12 protein-coding genes are annotated in these 17,332 nt (G+C 63.9%); 6 read left to right on the top strand and 6 right to left on the bottom strand.

Annotated features, from left to right (window positions below):
• The first annotated feature begins 16 nt into the window (after nt 1-16).
• Entirely contained in the window at nt 17-244 is a 228-nt protein-coding gene (locus tag ACNAOT_RS07060; protein ID WP_091466197.1) for a hypothetical protein, read from the top strand.
• Between the two features lie 9 nt (nt 245-253).
• The gene (locus tag ACNAOT_RS07055) at nt 254-1,390 is read left to right on the top strand and encodes a right-handed parallel beta-helix repeat-containing protein (protein WP_420180546.1); all 1,137 of its coding nucleotides are present in this window, start codon (nt 254-256) and stop codon (nt 1,388-1,390) included.
• A gap of 12 nt (nt 1,391-1,402) precedes the next feature.
• Here ACNAOT_RS07055 and ACNAOT_RS07050 read toward each other — a convergent pair whose 3' ends face one another.
• Entirely contained in the window at nt 1,403-2,212 is an 810-nt protein-coding gene (locus ACNAOT_RS07050; protein ID WP_420180545.1) for a metal-dependent hydrolase, read from the bottom strand.
• 4 nt (nt 2,213-2,216) lie between these two features.
• Nucleotides 2,217-5,849, bottom strand: a complete 3,633-nt coding sequence (mfd, locus tag ACNAOT_RS07045) for a transcription-repair coupling factor (protein ID WP_420180544.1) — start codon at nt 5,847-5,849, stop codon at nt 2,217-2,219.
• 109 nt (nt 5,850-5,958) lie between these two features.
• Between mfd and ACNAOT_RS07040 the strand changes: the two genes are divergently transcribed.
• The 4 genes from ACNAOT_RS07040 (at nt 5,959) to nhaA (ending at nt 9,746) form a co-directional block, all read left to right on the top strand.
• Nucleotides 5,959-7,485 (top strand): SDR family oxidoreductase, encoded by a 1,527-nt coding sequence (locus tag ACNAOT_RS07040; RefSeq protein WP_420180543.1) that lies wholly within the window; start codon nt 5,959-5,961, stop codon nt 7,483-7,485.
• A 47-nt stretch (nt 7,486-7,532) separates the two neighbouring features.
• Nucleotides 7,533-8,030, top strand: coding sequence for a DUF2505 domain-containing protein (locus ACNAOT_RS07035; protein ID WP_420180542.1), 498 nt, complete (start codon nt 7,533-7,535; stop codon nt 8,028-8,030).
• Nucleotide 8,031: 1 nt separating this feature from the next.
• Entirely contained in the window at nt 8,032-8,253 is a 222-nt protein-coding gene (locus tag ACNAOT_RS07030; RefSeq protein ID WP_089594213.1) for an SCO4848 family membrane protein, read from the top strand.
• Between the two features lie 158 nt (nt 8,254-8,411).
• Nucleotides 8,412-9,746, top strand: coding sequence for a Na+/H+ antiporter NhaA (gene nhaA / locus ACNAOT_RS07025; protein ID WP_420180541.1), 1,335 nt, complete (start codon nt 8,412-8,414; stop codon nt 9,744-9,746).
• 16 nt (nt 9,747-9,762) lie between these two features.
• On the opposite strand, the gene sufU is transcribed toward nhaA, so the two are convergent.
• From sufU to ACNAOT_RS07005, 4 genes are all read right to left on the bottom strand, one after another.
• A complete protein-coding gene (gene sufU / locus ACNAOT_RS07020) occupies nt 9,763-10,215 on the bottom strand; it encodes a Fe-S cluster assembly sulfur transfer protein SufU (RefSeq protein ID WP_420180540.1) in 453 nt (150 codons plus the stop codon).
• A 69-nt stretch (nt 10,216-10,284) separates the two neighbouring features.
• Nucleotides 10,285-11,610, bottom strand: a complete 1,326-nt coding sequence (locus ACNAOT_RS07015) for a cysteine desulfurase (RefSeq protein ID WP_420180539.1) — start codon at nt 11,608-11,610, stop codon at nt 10,285-10,287.
• A gap of 79 nt (nt 11,611-11,689) precedes the next feature.
• The gene (locus ACNAOT_RS07010) at nt 11,690-14,173 is read right to left on the bottom strand and encodes an AAA family ATPase (protein WP_420180538.1); all 2,484 of its coding nucleotides are present in this window, start codon (nt 14,171-14,173) and stop codon (nt 11,690-11,692) included.
• Between the two features lie 472 nt (nt 14,174-14,645).
• Nucleotides 14,646-17,303, bottom strand: coding sequence for a helix-turn-helix transcriptional regulator (locus tag ACNAOT_RS07005; protein WP_420180537.1), 2,658 nt, complete (start codon nt 17,301-17,303; stop codon nt 14,646-14,648).
• Nucleotides 17,304-17,332: the final 29 nt, after the last annotated feature.

The raw sequence follows: 17,332 nt of genomic DNA, 5'->3' as shown, positions 1-17,332 counted from the left end.
GGGCGAGGAGGAATGAATGTCCAAGAACGCCACAAGCGCCCCCATTGAAAAAGAGAACAGCCTGGGCACCAGCATTGTGCTGTTCCTTGTCATGATCGTGCTCTTCCTGGGTGCCATCTACTCGCTTTCCTTCCTCACGCTCGATAACCCGTGGCCGATGGCCGTCTGCCTCGGCCTGTTCGCGCTGGCGTTTTGGATCCCGCAGACCATTTTTGGTCGCTCTGATTCTGCCGGCGAAAGCTAGACCCCGCTGATGACATTGAATGGCCCGGGCTCCCGCCTGGGCCATTCCTTTATGTTGGCCGTTTCCTTGGCGACCACGCTGTTTCTCACTGGCTGTGCTTCAGCGGGTGCCCTCAGCAAGCCGGATGCACCCCAACGCGTGGAAGCAGCCTCCTGCGATGCGTTGGGAAGCAAGGCAACCAGCGTCAAGGAATGGGTGGTGGAGGGATACCTCGACCCCGAGGACACCTCCAAATCCCTGCAACATGCCATAGATTCCGCGTCCAAGAGTGGCGGAGCGATCGTGCAGTTGCCTGAGGGCGTCTTCACCTTGGAACGTCCTTTGGTTATGAAGAGCAATGTATCCCTCAGGGGAGTCGGGCCAAGCACCGTGCTGAAAGCAGGTCCGGACTTCCTTGAATTCGAGGGGCCATTCGGCGGCCACCCCATGATCACCACCAACGGCGCACAAAACGTCACCGTCTCACAGCTCACGGCGGACCAAAACGGTGCGGAGCTGGATGGGAACCTTCCAGGACGCCTGCATGAGTATTTAGTGGACGTCCGCCACTCCAGCAACGCCTTGGTGGAGGGTGTCTCCACCCGGAATCCCTACACGTACTCCATCGCAGTGGTGGCCAGCAGCAATTTCTGCGTCCGTGATAACAACACACTGGTGACCAGCAGCGGCCGATACGATCAGTTGGACGGCATTCACATCACCGACTCCCATGGAGGGGTGGTGGAGGGCAACACCGTTGACCAGCGCCAGGGAGCTGACGGAGACGACGGCCTCGTGGCCCAAACCCTCGGCGCGTCAGTTCATGACGTGTCCTACCGAAACAATGACGTGCGGGGCGGATCCCACGGTTCGGGATTGCAGCTGGCCGTTGGCGAGCATGAGATCTACAACATCAGCGTGGATGGCAACCGCTTCCGGGGTTCTCCCGATGGCGTCAAGATCGGATACTACGACGGCGGCACCGCGGCGGTTCACGACGTAGCGGTCATAAACAACGAATTTTCCAATCTTCAAGGCCCGTGGCTCAATTTCCACGGCGACCTGGGCAACATCGTTGTGACGAATAACGTAACCTGTCAGGCCGGCACCATCATGCTCGAGGACGCACCCGGAAACATTGTGGCCAACAACGGCACGAACTGCTGACCTGGACTCCCATCAGGGAAGTTGCACTACGCCGCCCAAGGCCGCCAGAACGCCGGGCCAATGCTGTTGTGCCAACGTCCATGCGGCGGCCCCCATGCCCACCATGGCGTAACCGCTGACAGGGATGAGGACCAGCCATTCACGTCGGGAACCGGCCCGCCCCAGCAACGGGATGGAGAAAGCGCCATTGGGACGCCAGATTCCCCGGATCATGGATTTTCGCAGGAACTTCGGGGGTTTGATGACGATGGGCCAGAGAAGCGGCACCCCGCCGACAGTGATCATGTCCCCCACGATGTGCACCACCACCCCGGTGAGCATGGACAGCGGCAGCCAACCCCATTGATCCGGCGCAAACCACGTCACCAGGCCGGCCATCACCAAAGCGAACAGCCAATTGGTAATCCAGCCGGACTTTGGAAACAGGTTCAACGCCTTGGCCGCCAAGTTGATCATGAACATGCACAGCAGCCCGGCTCCTATGGAGAGCTTGCCTACCGGCGTCACCATTTGGAACTGGGCCGCCATGGCTGCGAGCACCACAAAGGCGGAAGCCCCCAACAGCGAGTGTGTCCCTTGGCGGTGCCCTCCGCTGGCTTTTTCGATCCCCACGGCAATCACATTGGACAGCGGCGGCAGCGAATTCGCGATGGTGCTGTGGCGGTGGTCCCAGTCGACCACCAAAGCAGTTCCCGCCGTCGCCATGGCGCCGATCAGGATCCCGGTGGAGTCCAACGGGTACCATCCCAGGGCGTACGGGCCTGCCGAGGCAATAGCAATCCACGCCGCGGCTCCCGACGCGGCGTGATGTCCTCCCATCATGCAGTTAGCCAGCCTTTACAGGTACTTCAGCGAAAATCGCTTCAATGACGTTATTGGCCCATTGCAGGATCTCTGCGTCCTGAAGATCGCGTCCGCCGATCCTGGCCGTCTTGGGCTTGGGAATCAGCACCGCATCCAAGGCTGGCTTCACCTGCGAACCCGGATACATGCGGTTCAGGCGCATGGTTTTGGACTCGGGCAGTTGCGCCGGCGAGAAGCGGATGAAGTTGCCCTGGAGTGCGACGTCGGACAGGCCGGCTTCGCGGGCACCCACCCGGAACCGGGCCACGGCGATGAGGTTTTGGGCGGGCAGCGGTGGTTCGCCGTAACGGTCCACGAGTTCGGCCAGGACTTCATCGATGGCCTCGTACGTGATGGCGGAAGCCAGCTTCCGGTACGCTTCCAGCCGCAGCCTTTCGCCGGGCACGTAGTCGTGGGGCAGGTGGGCGTTGACTGGCAGCTCGATCTTCATCTCGGCTGCCTTCTCCTCTGCCTCGCCACGGTACTCGGCAACAGCCTCGCCCACGAGCCGGATGTACAAGTCGAACCCAACACCCTGGATGTGGCCGGACTGCTCACCGCCCAGCAAGTTGCCGGCGCCACGGATCTCCAGGTCCTTCATGGCCAGCTGCATACCGGCACCGAGCTCGTTATGGGCCGCCACGGCTTTGAGGCGCTCCAATGCTACTTCGCCCAAGGGTTTCTCCGAGGGGTACAGGAAGTAGGCGTAGGCCCGCTCCCGGCCACGGCCAACACGGCCGCGCAGCTGGTGGAGCTGCGAGAGACCGTATTTGTCGGCCCCGTCCACAATCAACGTGTTTGCATTGGAGATATCCAGGCCGGTTTCAATGATGGTGGTGCAGACAAGGACGTCGAAACGCTTCTCCCAGAAGTCCACGATGATCTTCTCCAGCCGGCTCTCCGACATTTGCCCGTGAGCTACTTCAACCCGGGCTTCGGGGACCAGCTCGCGGATCTGCGCAGCGATGCGTTCGATGGACGAGACGCGGTTGTGAACGAAGAACACCTGTCCCTCGCGCATGAGTTCGCGACGGATCGCGGCCGACGTCTGCTTGTTCGTGTACGGGCCCACGTAGGTCAGCACAGGGTGGCGTTCCTCCGGGGGCGTAGCCAAGGTGGACGTTTCGCGGATGCCCGTCAGTGACATTTCCAAGGTTCGCGGAATCGGCGTGGCACTCATGGCCAGCACATCGACGTTGGTGCGCATCTTTTTAAGCGCTTCCTTGTGCTCCACGCCGAAGCGCTGCTCCTCGTCAACGATCACCAGGCCCAGGTCTTTGAACTCGAAGTCCTTGGACAGCAGCCGGTGCGTACCGATCACCACGTCCACGGCGCCGCTCTTAACGCCTTCAGCCGTCTCCTTGGCTTCCTTGCCGCTTTGGAACCGGGACAGCGGTTTCACTCGCAGGGGGAAGCCGGAGAAGCGCTCGGTGAACGTTTCGTAGTGCTGTTGCGCAAGGAGCGTGGTGGGCACCAGAACCGCCACCTGTTTGCCGTCCTGGACGGCTTTGAAGGCAGCGCGGACGGCGATTTCGGTTTTGCCGTAGCCCACGTCGCCCGAGACCAGTCGGTCCATGGGAATCTCGCGCTCCATGTCGGCTTTGACCTCGTTGATGGTGGTCAACTGGTCCGGCGTCTCCACATAGGGGAACGCTTCCTCCAGCTCACGCTGCCACGGGGTGTCGGGCGCGAAAGCGTGGCCCCGGGAGGCCATGCGGGCGGAATACAACCGGATCAGCTCACCGGCGATCTCCTTGACGGCCCTGCGTGCCTTGGACTTGGTGCTGGCCCAGTCCGCGCCGCCCATCTTGCTCAGCGCCGGCGCGTCTCCGCCCACGTAGCGCGTCACCTGGTCCAGTTGGTCGGTTGGTACGAAGAGCCGGTCCCCCGGCGCGCCACGCTTGGACGGCGCGTACTCCAACACCAAATACTCGCGCAGCCCTGCATCGGACGACGACGTTCCGGTTACCTTGCGCTGGATCAGCTCCACGAACCGGCCGATACCGTGTTGTTCGTGCACCACGAAGTCGCCCGCATGCAGCTGCAACGGGTCCACGGCGTTGCGGCGCTTGGACGGCATGCGCCGCATGTCCTTGGTGGAGCTCGCTGTGGCACGGCCCAGCAAATCGGCTTCAGTCAGCAAGCCAAGTTTCAGGCCGTCCAGGACAAACCCACGTCCGACGGCGGCAGTGGTCACCTCGATGATGCCCGGCTGGGGCTCCTTATCCAGGGACTCCACGCGGGAACAAGGAATGTCTGCGTCATGGAACAGTTCGGCCAGGCGCTGGGCGGGTCCGGGACCGTCGGTCACCACCACCACACGCCACTGCTCGCGGACGCGGGAGCCGATGAATTCCAGCATCTCGGCCACGTCACCCTGGTAGCCACGAGGTTCGCGGGCACGCATGTTGAGCACATCGATGTCCAGGACCAGGTCCTCATCGGAGGCGAGTGAGGTGATGGACCACCAGGACACGCCATGTTCCAAGGCGGCCGAGCGGGTGTCGGTGAGCGAACGGAAACTGGCGGCATGCAGGTCGGCAGATGCCTGGGACGAAAGGTCGAGGGGCGCCGCACCGCCGTCGGACGCCGTTGACCAAGCAGCTTCCAGGAACTCCTCGTTGGTCGCTGCGAGGTCGTGCGCGCGGGTGCGCACTTTCTCCGGTTCGATGACCACCGAAAGCGAGCCGGCCGGGAGCTGGTCCACGAACGGGACCATGGCATCTACCAGCACAGGGGCCAGTGATTCCATGCCTTCAACAGCGATGCCGCCCGCGATCTTCTCCAGCATGTCAGCCGCGGCAGGCATGTCGGCTTTGAGCTTGGCCGCCCGGGACATCACGGAAGCGGTGATCAGGATTTCCCGGCACGGCGGGGCATGCAGTTCTGTGGGGTGGTGGATTCCGGGTGCGGACAGCGAGCGCTGGTCGGCCACGGCAAACCAGCGCATCTGGTCCACTTCGTCACCGAAGAATTCCACGCGGATGGGATGGTCTTCGGTGGGCGGGAAGACGTCAAGGATGCCGCCGCGGACCGCGAACTCACCACGGTGGGTCACCATATCAACGCGGGCATACGCGGCGTCGGACAGGGCCCTGACAACTTCCGTGAACGAACGCTCCTGCCCTACCTGTAGCGTCACCGGAACCAGGTCGCCCAAGCCGGCCACAATAGGCTGGACCACGGCGCGGACCGGGGCCACCACCACGCGCAAGGGGGCCGCCGTCGAGCTTTCAGGGTGTGTCAGGCGGCGCAGGACGGAGAGTCGGCGGCCCACAGTGTCGGATCGGGGCGAAAGCCGCTCATGCGGGAGGGTCTCCCAGCTGGGGAAAGTGGCCACGGACTCCGCGGGGAGGTAGGAGGCGAGCGCCGCGGTGAGGTCCTCGGCTTCACGGCCGGTGGCGGTGACGGCGAGGACCACGGGAGCGCCCGCGCCATCGGCAGCAGCATCAGTCAGCGCATCGGCCATTTCGGCGAGCAACACGGCACGCATGCCAGTGGGAGCGCTGATCTGGTAGTCGGCGTTCCGGTCGCTGAAGGACCGCTGTGCCTCCGTACGAACGCGCGCAAAAGTCTTGTCCTCCGCCAGTGCGCGGCGCAGACCGTTGAGGCTCATGGCAGAAACTCCTAGGGTGGGTCCAAGGGCAGGCAACACAAATGCCCGGAAATTCAGATGAATGCCGGGTCATTCCAGCCTACCTCTACCCCCAGCCACAGGAGTTCCTTTGCAGCCTTCGGAAGCTACGCATTCCAATACCCCGCAGGACACCAAGACGGTGCTGGTCACCGGTGCCACGGGCTACATCGGCGGGCGGTTGGTCCCCCGGCTCCTCGAGGCCGGTCACAGGGTCAAGGTGCTGGTCCGCACACCACAGAAGATTGCCGATGTTCCCTGGTACGATCAGGTTGAGATCATCCAGGACAGCCTGTCCGATGCCGGCAGCCTGGCGACCGCCCTGACCGGCGTGGACGTCCTCTACTATCTGGTCCACTCCATGGCTTCCGGCAGCGGATTTGAAGCCAAGGAAGAATCGATGGCCAGGCTCGTGGCGCGTGCAGCCACGGATGCGGGCGTGGACAGGATCGTCTACCTCGGCGGCCTGCACCCCGAAAACGCGGAACTTTCCATCCATATGCGCTCCCGCGAGACCGTGGGCCGGGTGTTCCTCGAGTCTGCGGTTGACTCCATCGTGTTCCAGGCCGGTGTGGTGATCGGTTCGGGTTCGGCGTCTTTCGAGATGATCCGCCACCTTGCTGAGACCCTGCCTGTCATGCCTGCGCCAAGCTGGGTTAATAACCGTGTGGAGGCCATCGCCGTCCGTGACGTCCTCCACTACCTTGTGGCCGCCGCCGCACTCCCGGAAAAGCTGAACCGTTCCTTCGATGTCGGTTCCAGGGACGTCCTGAAGTACAAGGACATGATGAACGAGTACGCCGTGGAGCGTGGGCTCCCCCGGCGGCTGGTGGTCGCGCTTCCGGTGCCGGCTCCCAAGCTTGCGGGCTTGTGGGTAGCCCTGGTGACTCCCATTCCGTTGTCCATGTCCCTGCCCTTGGTGCAGTCGCTGCAACACGACGCGGTGTCGCGGGAGCACGACGTCGACGATTACATTCCCCAGCCCGACGGCGGCCTGACTCCCTACCGGCGCGCCGTCGCCTTGGCGTTGGGCAAGGAACGGGACGGGCAGGTTGAGACGACGTGGGCGAACGCGGGCATTGACGCCGATCCCCTGCCGAGCGATCCCGACTGGGCCGGTTACAAGGTATTCCTTGACGAACGGACCTTCCACAGCGAGGCCAAGCCGGAGCACGTATGGACCATCATTGAGGGCATCGGCGGCAAGAACGGCTGGTACTCCCTTCCACTGGCTTGGCGGGTGCGGGGTTGGCTGGACAAGTTGCAGGGTGGTGCAGGGCTGTTGAGGGGTCGCCGGCACCCGAAGACCCTGAACACAGGTGAAGTGGTGGACTGGTGGCGTGTGGAGGCCATTGACCGCGGGCACCTGCTGCGATTGCGCGCGGAGATGCGGGCCCCCGGCGGCGCCTGGCTGGAGTTGGCAGTGGAGCCCGATGGTGACGGCAGCCTCTATAAGCAACGCGCCATTTTCTTCCCGCGCGGCTTGGCTGGACGGCTCTACTGGCTTGGCGTGTACCCCTTCCACGGGTTCATTTTTCCCTCAATGGCCCGCAACATTTCTGCCGCGGCCACTACCCTCCAGGAGGCCGGTTCAAGCGTGTCCACCCAGACCCCGTAGGATGTTGGGAGCTAAAAAGCTTCACCACAACCATCCACGGAGGACCCATGGCCCTGAGTGCATCCACCACCCTGCCCCACAGCGTTGACCGCGTAGCTGCCGTCTTCGTCAACGAAGATTTCCTGCGTCACACCAGCGAATACGTGGGCGGCTCCTTGGAATCGTTCACCGTTGACGGCGAGACTGCCGGCGCTTTCACCACCACCACGGTTCGCACGCTGCCCACCACGCGCCTGCCGGATATCGCCCGCAAGTTCGTTGGCGAAACCCTCAAGGTGACCCAGACCGAGAAGTGGGAAGCCCCGGCTGCCGACGGTTCACGGTCCAGCACGATTGCCCTGAAGATCTCCGGCGCTCCGCTTGATGTCACCGCGGTCCAGCGCCTGGTGGCCGAGGGCAGCAGCACCCGGATCGAGCTCGAAGGCAACGTGACCTCCTCGGTTCCGTTCCTCGGTGGCAAGATCGCTGATGCTGCCGAGCCCATGGTGGGCAAGGCTTTGGGCATTCAGTCGCAGCAGGCGCAGGCCTGGCTCGAAAGCCACTAGCGTGGAGATCCCCGCAATCCTGGCGGTCGTCCTGATCGTTGCCGGTGTCTGGTCCTTGGTGGTGTGGCCGCAGTTCCTTAAGCGCGTCATGAAGGATCCGCGAGCCCGCGACGCCGCCGGGAAGGCCACCAAGTTCCTCACGGTCCACGTTGTGCTGGTCACCATCTCCATGGTGCTCGGACTCGCGACGGCGGCCATCGGAATCGCGGGCCTGGTCGCCTAAGTTTCACCCAACTGAGTCGCAACAGTGCGCGTTATGAGAGCTCAAAACGCGCTCTACTGCGACTCAGTTGGGTAAGATGGATAGTGGTGTGCCGGGAAGTCTGGTCGGCGGTTCTTTTGCAGTACCCGCAAATGCCCGCCCACTTTTGAGGAGCCCCTGTGCCCCAGCCATCGAACCAGCCCGCGGCACCCGAGCCCGGCGCATCGAGCCAGACCGGCAAAGTTTTCTCACGCTCCAGCTACCCCGAGTACCGCAGGATCCTCTCGATCCTCCGCACGGAGACAGTTGGCGGCGCCCTCCTCCTGGCAGCCACCGTGGTTGCCCTCATTTGGGCGAACTCCCCTGCAGCAGACGGCTATTTCGCACTCCGCGACGTCAAGATCGGCTACGAACCCTGGCATCTTGACCTGAGCTTGGGCCATTGGGCCTCGGATGGCTTGCTGGCGGTGTTCTTCTTCCTCGCGGGCCTCGAACTCAAGCGTGAATTCGTCGCCGGGGAACTCCGCAAACCTGCCCGGGCAGTTGTCCCGGTAGCCGCTGCCGTTGGCGGGGTGGTGGTTCCAGCCCTGATCTACGTTCTCTTCAACCTCGGAACAGCCGGAGAAACCCTCAAAGGCTGGGCGATCCCCACTGCCACGGACATCGCCTTCGCCCTCGCAGTGCTGGCCGTCATTAACACACATTTGCCCGCCGCGCTCCGGACTTTCCTGCTGACCCTTGCAGTGGTGGATGACCTCATCGCTATCGGCATCATCGCCTTCTTCTACTCCACCGGGCTCCAGCCCCTCATGCTTTTGGCCGCGCTGGTCCCGCTGGCGCTGTTCACGTTCCTCGTCCAAAAACGGATCCGTAGCTGGTATCTCCTGCTGCCGCTCGCCCTGGCAACGTGGGGCTTTGTCCATGCCTCCGGCATTCACGCCACCGTGGCCGGAGTGCTGTTGGGCTTCGCCGTTCCGGTCCTGGCCAGCGGCAAAAAGGGAGAACCGGCCGAGGGCCTGGCCGAGTACCTCGAACACAAACTACGCCCGTTCTCAGCAGGCTTCGCCGTGCCTGTCTTCGCGTTCTTCTCCGCAGGCGTGGCCTTGGGAGGGTTGGACGGCATGGGGGCCGCCCTCCGGGATCCGGTGGCCTTGGGCATCGTGGCCGCGCTGGTGATAGGCAAGGCCGTGGGTGTCTTCGGCACCACGTTCCTGGTCACCAAAACCACCCGCGCAAGCCTCGATTCCAGCATCGCCTGGATCGACCTCTTCGGGCTGGCACTGCTGGCCGGCATCGGATTTACTGTCTCGTTGCTGATCGGCGAGTTGAGCTTCGGCGCTGGCTCTGCCCATAACGATCACGCCAAGGTAGCCATCCTGGCAGGTTCCCTGATCTCGGCGCTGCTGGCCGCCGTCGTGCTCAAGGCCCGCAACCGGCGCTACCGCCAGGTCCAGGCAGATGAAGAACGGGACGACGACGGCGACGGCGTCCCTGACGTCTTTGCGCGCGCCTAACGCGGAGGTACTGCTGTTACGCGGTGGCTTGGTTGAGCGCGTCCTCGGCGGCAACCCAGGAAATCATGGCGCATTTCACGCGGGCGGCATAGCGGGCCACCCCTTCGAACGCAGCTGCATCGCCCAGAATCTCAGGGTCCGCCTGGACCTTCCCACGGGAACGCAGAACCTCCCGGAAGTTATCAATAACGGAGTGCAGTTCGTCCACGGACATCCCCTCACCCAGTTCGCTGAGCACCGAGGCCGAGGCCATGGAGATGGAACAGCCCGCGCCGTCCCAGCTGATCTGCTGGACGGTTCCATCGGAAACTGCAAGCCGCAAGGTCACCTCATCACCGCACACGGGGTTCAGCTGGTGCGACTGACCGGTGGATGTACCGTCCGGGGCGTCCGTTCCCGCCAGGCCGCTGCCGTGCCGCTGCTTGGAATGGTCCAGGATGATCTGCTGGTACAGCTGGTCAAGACTCATGATGCTTGTTGCCTCTTCTAGGGGAAATCGTTGGGTGACGGCTGTGCGGCCGAAGGCCCGTGCCGCGTGTCAGGCTTGGAAGTAAGCCCGGACACCCGAAACGGCGTCGAGGAAAGCATCGACGTCGTCCGTGGTGTTGTAGAGGTACGTGCTCGCGCGGGTGGTTGCCGTGAGTCCGAGCCGGCGGTGCAGCGGCTGGGCGCAGTGGTGGCCCACGCGAACGGCGATGCCGCGGTCATCAAGGAACTGTCCGACGTCGTGGGCGTGGACCCCGGCGACGTCGAAGGCTGCCAGTCCGATTCGTTCAGAGCCGGACGCCGGACCCACCACGCGAATGCCGTCGATGCTTTCCAGCCCCTTCACCAGACGCTGGCCAAGTTCCGCTTCCCAAGCGTGGATGCGATCAATACCCGTCTCGGTGAGATAGTTCACGGCAGTTGCGAGCGCAACAGCCTGGGAGATCCGTTGCGTTCCGGCCTCGAACCGCTGTGGCGCCGGCAAGTACTCTGCCCGTTCCATGGTGACCGTGGTAATCATGGACCCGCCCGTGAGGAAAGGCGGCAGGACATCCAGGAGCTCCTGCTTCCCGTACAGCACGCCCACGCCGGTGGGGGCCAACATTTTGTGGCCGGAGAAAACGGCGAAATCAACGTCCAGTTCCTTGACGTCAACGGCCATGTGAGGAACGGACTGGCAAGCGTCCAGGACCACCAAAGCACCCACACGTCGGGCCATGGCTACCAGTTCGGGTACCGGGTTGATGGTGCCCAGGACGTTCGATGCGTGGGTGAAGGCCAGAAGCTTGGTCCGCTCCCCCACAATCTCGCCCGCTGCATCGAGCCGGAGCATCCCGTCGTCCGTGACGGGGATGTATTTCAGTGTGGCACCCGTCCGGAAGGCCAGTTCCTGCCAGGGGATGAGGTTGGCGTGGTGCTCCATTTCGGTGACGACGATCTCGTCGCCCGGACCGATCGCCAGGTCCTTCAGACTGGAACCACCGCGTCCCTGGGCAGCCCACAGGGCGGCGTTGGATAGCGCGTAGCTGATGAGGTTCAGGCCCTCCGTGGCATTGGAGGTCCAAACGGTTTCCTCGTACTGCGCGCCAATAAAGTCCGCCACGGTCTGGCGTGCGTCCTCAAAGACCTCGGTGGCTTCCACCGCAAGATGGTGTGCACCGCGGTGAACGGCGGCGTTGCGTTGCTCGTAGTACTCCTGCTCGGCCTCGATGACGCTGAGCGGGTTCTGCGACGTAGCGCCGGAATCGAGGTAGATCAAGGGTTTGCCGTTGACCAGCTGATCCAGCACCGGGAAATCGTTCCGGATCCGCAACACCTCCGCGTTGTCCATGGCATGCATGGACCGCTGCAGTGAGGCGGGAGTTGATACGGCAGTCAAGGGGCGCTCCTTGGAAATCCTTCAGGGACTCCTCATTATCCCACGCTGGCCCCTACCCGGCGGTGTGCCGTACAGCACGTCAGCTGCCGGCCCGCCCCGGCACCCATCCCAGTGGTGGGACCATACCGCTGTCGAAGGCACTCCGGAGCCGTTCGACGAGCACCGAGGCCCGACGACTCGCGGCAGCGCGCGTCCTGGCCTCGTAACCGCTGGCCGCCCGCGAATAGCAAAGTGCTGCGTGGGCAAACTGCCGGTCTGCAGACAAATTCCGCCCAGCCGACTCCAGTGCCTTGGGGTCGTTGTCCGTCAAGGCCGATGCGAACCTCCCGAGCGCCGCACCGCCCGCGCCGTGGAGGGTGGCGGCCAGAGCGTCCAAGCGGCGCAGGATCTCAAGATCGTCGACGGCGGCACTGCCCGCGTTAAGTGTCAGGAGCGAGAACACCTCAGCCTCCATCAAAGTGCTCCCCTGTGAGTGCAACCTTTCCGCCAAGGCCAACAGATGAGTTGCTGTGCCGGAGGCTTGGTCCTGCGCTGCCGCGATATACACGGTACTGAGCTGTAGCAAGAGGCCATCAGGGCTCGCAGTGTTCCGAGCGGCTTCCTGCGCGGCCTTGCCCTGCTGGACCCGTGCCATGGCCTGAAGTGAGTTCCCGCACCACGCCTCGCAGTAGGCAAACATGGCCGCCGCCAGGGCGAGTACCGGCGGTAGGCCGGCGTCGTGCAGTTCAGCGAGGACGGGCTCCAAGGTGACGCGGGCTGCGCGCGGGAGCCCCTGGCTGAGCTGGACGTAACCGCGGGCGACGTCCAGGCATGCCGAAAGGTGCATAGGCATGGCGTACTCGGCGGGACAGTCCAAGAGCGGGTCCACCAGTCCCCAGGCCAGGTTGTACCGGAGACTCACGACATGCCGAAGCATCGTCCCCGGCAGGAACATCTCCATCGCCGGGTCAGCACTGATGGCTCCCATCGCAGCAGAGGACCCCTGCAACGCTTCCGGCGCCGCACCGGAAAGCAGCAGGCGCTCCGCTTCCTGCACATTCCACATGATCAGGGCGGCAGGGTCCGCGGGTTCCCCGGAGCCCTGGCCGCCAGGCGCCTGCCCCACATGCTCCAACCCGGCAGGCTCCGCTTCGAGAGGCACGGCACCAGGCGCGGCACCCAGCAATCCGAGGGCCATGAGTCTATGTGCGGCGTCGACCTTCACTCCAAGGGACCCACCCGCGGCCGCCAAGCGCCGAAGTTCCGGAGCTGCTTCCGCCAGCTGGCCCTCGGCGATCAGCGCCCGCGCGCTGAGCAGTCGGGCCTCGTCTGCGTGATCCGCACCCCTCACTGCTGAAGCAACCCTCCGGGCGAGTTCGGCAGTGGACGGCCTGTCAGCGGCGGGAGCGGCGGCCAAGAGAAGCTCGTCGGAGAGGCTCAGTCCGCAGTCGAGGGTCCATGTCATCCATCGCAGCATGGCGGGGGCCGTCTCCACAGTCAGTGCCGGTTCCTCCACACCCAGCCGGAGTGCCAGGCTCCGGGACCGCGGCACGGACAAACGGGTTCCTTCCCCGCGCAGCCACGAACTCGTGCGGACCAGCAGGGGCTGGCCCGGCAACAACCTGATGTCATGGTTCGTGAAGAGATGCTCCATGGCCTTCTGCCCGAAATGTCGCTCCACTACCTCCAACGCCACGGGCTCAGCCAGCGCGATGAGTTCCAGCGCCTGGCGTTCTTCCGGCGGGCGGGAAACGTTCTCCGCCCGGACATGCTCAACCACGCTGGGCCAGTCGCAGTGCGCCCGGACATCGATGGTCCAGAAACCGTCCATCTGCACCAGGAAACCGGAGCGGCGGGCGTCATTCACCGCGAGGCAGAGCAATCCAACGTTGAAGCCGCTCATGGCAGCGAGGAGGCTGCTTGCTCGTCGCTGGACGTGTCCGCCCAAGACTGTCTCGCACAGAGCGTGAGCCTCTTTGAAGCTAAAGGGCGGCAGGAAGTACTGCTCCAGGAAGCCGTCTTCCCAGAGCTGGTAGAGGTCCTGCGGGAGGGGGTAGCGGCTTTCCGCCGTAGCCACCAACGTTGCGCCGAATCCCGGAATGAGTTGCAACAGGACCGCCAGCGAGGCTGGATCGATGAAGTGGATGTCGTCCACCAACAGGACCAGCTGCGGCCGCGCCGGTTGAGCGTGCCGCTTGTTCCGGCGTCGTCCAAGCGGGGGTGTGTACAAGTAGTCGGCTGGTCCCAGAGTATTGGTGAGGGCCCGCAGCACGTGGAGGCCCGGAGCTGCAGCCTCCTCCGCTTCGCCTGCGGAAACGGCTCCCAATGCGCCGAAGTGGAGTGCCCTAAGTTCAGGCTTTCCGGTGAAGGTGCGGACATCCACGGTTTTGGGGAGCCTCTCTTTGAGGGAGAGCAAAAGGTGGCTCTTTCCCGAACCCCGTTCTCCCACCACCACGATCCCACTGGTGGAAGCCGATGGAACGGCGGAAAGAATGAGGTTGAGCAGCTGCGCCCTGTCCGGGAGTGTTGATGGCCTCAGCCCTGCTGTGACGGTGTCTTCGTCCAGCCAGGGGTCCGGCAACATGCACACTCCAATAGCAGCAGTCCCATGATGCGGGAGGGGGTTGGGGGTCCGCGGTTCGCGGGGTCCCTGGCCTAGAAGCCGGCGGCGGCTGGGGGGAGAGTCTCGGTCTCAGAAGACTCTGTCGCCGCCGGCTTCGTACAGGGCCGGACCACCTTTCGGCGGCCGGAGCATCGGCTCAAGAGACCTCCGATGCGGGTGATGCGACTTTCGGAATCCCGGTGATGCTTGGGGCTGAACCGTTCTTCCAAGATCAATATTGCCGGGGCGCAACATCGCGTACATCAGTAGTTGGTACTCGAAAAGTAGGCAGCATTTGGCGCCGTCATACTCTGTTGTACTCAGTCCCCGGATAGGGCACTACTTGGTTTCGACACGGAATACCCGCGCATTACTCCATTGATTTGGTAAATCCCGCGCGATTCCGGGGGTAGGTGGGCCGGGAGGCCCTGAAACGGGTACTCAGCAGCGCGCGTCAGTGACGGACGGCCGCACCCAGATCTTCACGCCGCCGGATGCCCAGTTTGGCGTAGCTCCGGTACAAATGACCTTCCACGGTCCGGACCGACACCATGAGCTTCTCGGCGATCTGGCGATCAGTCAGTCCTGAGACGGCCAATGCCACGATGTCCTGCTCACGTCGGGTCAATGGCACGGACCGGTCCGCCTTGGTGTGCGGGTCATGAACCAGGGCATCGCCCAGGCTGGCCTCGCTGACATCGCGCAGGACAGCTGCTTGCCGCGCCTCGGGCCGTTTGCCTTCAGCGTCGAAGGTCACAGCAGCCCTGTCGAAGGCCACCGCGGCGGGCCCGGGCATTCCGGAAGCAGCCAAGAGATTGCCCGCAGTCACGAACCCTTGGCCGTCACCGCGCAACTGTGCCGCCGCCATGGACTGCCAGCCCGCTGCCCAGCCCCCGCCCATCGGCGACGCCGTTTCCTGGATGGACTCCATGGCCTGCACGTCCCCGACCTCGGCCCTAAGGACCAGGTTCTGCAGCAAAATGCCGGGCAACCGGTGCAGATACCCGGATTCCGGAAGTCGGCTCAATTTCTGCAGGCCTGTGCCTTTACCGAGAAGTTCCTGGCCTGCAAGCCTGAACAGTTCCGCGAGTGCTTCCACAAAGGCGCCTGCGCCGGCTGCCGCTCGCTGCTCGCTTTCCAGGCGCCGGGCAAGCAGTGTGTTGCCGGACTTGGCTGCGGCATAGAACGCCAAGGCGTTTCCAAGGCCTCGCAACTGCAGGGGGTCCCTGACCCGCAGCGCTTCGACGGCGGGCGTCAGCAGCTCCGTTGCCTGTTCCAGGCGGCCCTGGCGCAACAGTGACATGCCTTTGAGCGCTTCGATGCCTCCACCGAAATAGATGAGTCCCATGGCCGAACCGGCGGCGTAGCGGTCAAGGCCTGTAGCGGCCGCTACCCAATCTCCGGATTCCAAGGCGGCCAGGGTATATCGCAGCAGAACAAAGTCGCTGAAGTACAGGAGGTCATTATCGTATTCCAACAGCAGCAAGGCCTCGCGGCCAGCCTCCAAAGCCTGCCCGGGTTGCCCCTCCACAGTCAGGAGCTCACACTGCATCGCCAGCAGGAAAATCCGGTTCATGGCAAGGTCAGGCCCATCATCCCCGAGCGCTTCCGCGAACCCGTCCAGGCCCTCACGGAGTTCCTCGTAGCGGCCGTCATTGGCGAGCACTGCCAATTCCAGCGCCCGCACGTGCCTTTCGACTTGCCGGACAACAGGGTCCGAGATCTCCCGGTCACCAATCAGGACTTTGGCAGCGGTCCGCGCATCGGCCACGATATCAGCTGGCGGATCACCCGCGGCAATGCGCGCGGCAGCCCACAGAAGGCCTGCGCCTAAAGGTCGCGACGGATCAGCGTCCAGGAACCCGGAGCCTTCCTCCAACAAGCCGACGGCACTGCGGTAGTCGCCGTCGTTGTAGTGGACCATGGCCATCACCGCGCGCGCCCGCGGACGCAGCGCCTCCGCCCGGACTTTGCCCGCTGCAGCTAGCGCCAAGGGATTCTGAAGCAGCTTGGCGGCCAGGAATGCTGCCTGCAGCAGCCGTTCATCATCGACGTCGGCGCCACAGTCCAGGGCCCAGCTCACCATCCGCAGCAGTCCCTCCGCTGTGGACGGTTCCGTGGGCAATTGCTGCTCCATGCGCTGGCGGATTTGGAGGCTGCGGGCAGGCGAAACGATCTTGCGCAGCGCCTCACTGTACATGGGGTGCCACATTTTGAGGGGCCCGCCGGCTCCATTGGCGGAGAGTACAAGCCGGCTGTCCATCAACGCCCGTACAGTGTCCCTGCCCACCTGCGTATCCAGCACAGCGGCAGGGACGGGCTCGGACAGGGCGATGATGTACATCGCCTCCCGTTCAGCTTCGCTGGTCCGGAGTACCCTGTTGCGGACTACCTCGGCCAGGCTTTCCCCGCTGCCGGAGAGTGCCCGGGTCAGGAGCCAGACTCCGTTCCGGCGTACCAGGTTTCCCTCAGACTTTGAATCCTCAAGGAGGCAGTGAAGCAGCAATGGGTTGCCTTCGGACGCTGAGTGCAGGACCTCAACCGCGCTGGACATGACGATCCCGCCGAGCGTCTTTTCTGCCAGCTCAGTGACCGTTTGCTTGTCCAGCGGGTGGAGCTCCAACCGTTCTGCCAGTCCGTCGTACCAGAGTTGAAGCAGGGCCGCGGGCAAACCCGGCCTGGGCCTGCTGGTGGCTACGAGCCGCGCCCAGCCCGCAGTGACCAGCTCGGCGAGAATCTGCGTACTGCCTTCATCGAGGTCGTGTGCGTCGTCCACGATCAACAGCAGGCGCGCTCCTTCGCCGCCACGCCGTTTCTCGAATTGGGACCAGAACTCACGCAGGATCGCCACAGGCGACGTCGCTTGCTCAACCGGAAGGTCCAGTAAGTATGGGGCAAGGACGCCATAGGGCACGGCGGACAAGGCGGGACTCCCATGAACCCGCATCACCACCATTTCCCCAGCCAGGCGCGCTGCGATTTCCGCTGCCAGGGCGGTCTTTCCGATGCCGGGATCCGCAACCAGGAGCACGGCCCCGGCGCCTTCCTGACGCAGAATCTCCATGGCCAGTTCCAGTTCGGCGTCCCGCCCTACAAGGTGCTCAGCCTGCATGGGCAACCCACACCGTGTCTACGGAAGTT

This window comes from Paenarthrobacter sp. TA1.8 (genome assembly GCF_048595705.1).
Classification (GTDB): Bacteria; Actinomycetota; Actinomycetes; order Actinomycetales; family Micrococcaceae; genus Arthrobacter; species Arthrobacter nitroguajacolicus.
The sequence above is the reverse complement of the archived record's forward strand: the minus strand, read 5'-3'. Positions and strand labels throughout refer to the sequence as shown.

Bases quoted from the DNA above. Each gene is read 5' to 3' on its own strand.
- ACNAOT_RS07010 (WP_420180538.1), bottom strand. From the start codon at position 14,173: ATGTTGCCGGACCCCTGGCTGGACGAAGACACCGTCACAGCAGGGCTG.
- mfd (WP_420180544.1), bottom strand. From the start codon at position 5,849: ATGAGCCTCAACGGTCTGCGCCGCGCACTGGCGGAGGACAAGACTTTT.
- ACNAOT_RS07050 (WP_420180545.1), bottom strand. From the start codon at position 2,212: ATGATGGGAGGACATCACGCCGCGTCGGGAGCCGCGGCGTGGATTGCT.
- ACNAOT_RS07005 (WP_420180537.1), bottom strand. From the start codon at position 17,303: ATGCAGGCTGAGCACCTTGTAGGGCGGGACGCCGAACTGGAACTGGCC.
- sufU (WP_420180540.1), bottom strand. From the start codon at position 10,215: ATGAGTCTTGACCAGCTGTACCAGCAGATCATCCTGGACCATTCCAAG.
- ACNAOT_RS07060 (WP_091466197.1), top strand. From the start codon at position 17: ATGTCCAAGAACGCCACAAGCGCCCCCATTGAAAAAGAGAACAGCCTG.
- ACNAOT_RS07055 (WP_420180546.1), top strand. From the start codon at position 254: ATGACATTGAATGGCCCGGGCTCCCGCCTGGGCCATTCCTTTATGTTG.
- ACNAOT_RS07035 (WP_420180542.1), top strand. From the start codon at position 7,533: ATGGCCCTGAGTGCATCCACCACCCTGCCCCACAGCGTTGACCGCGTA.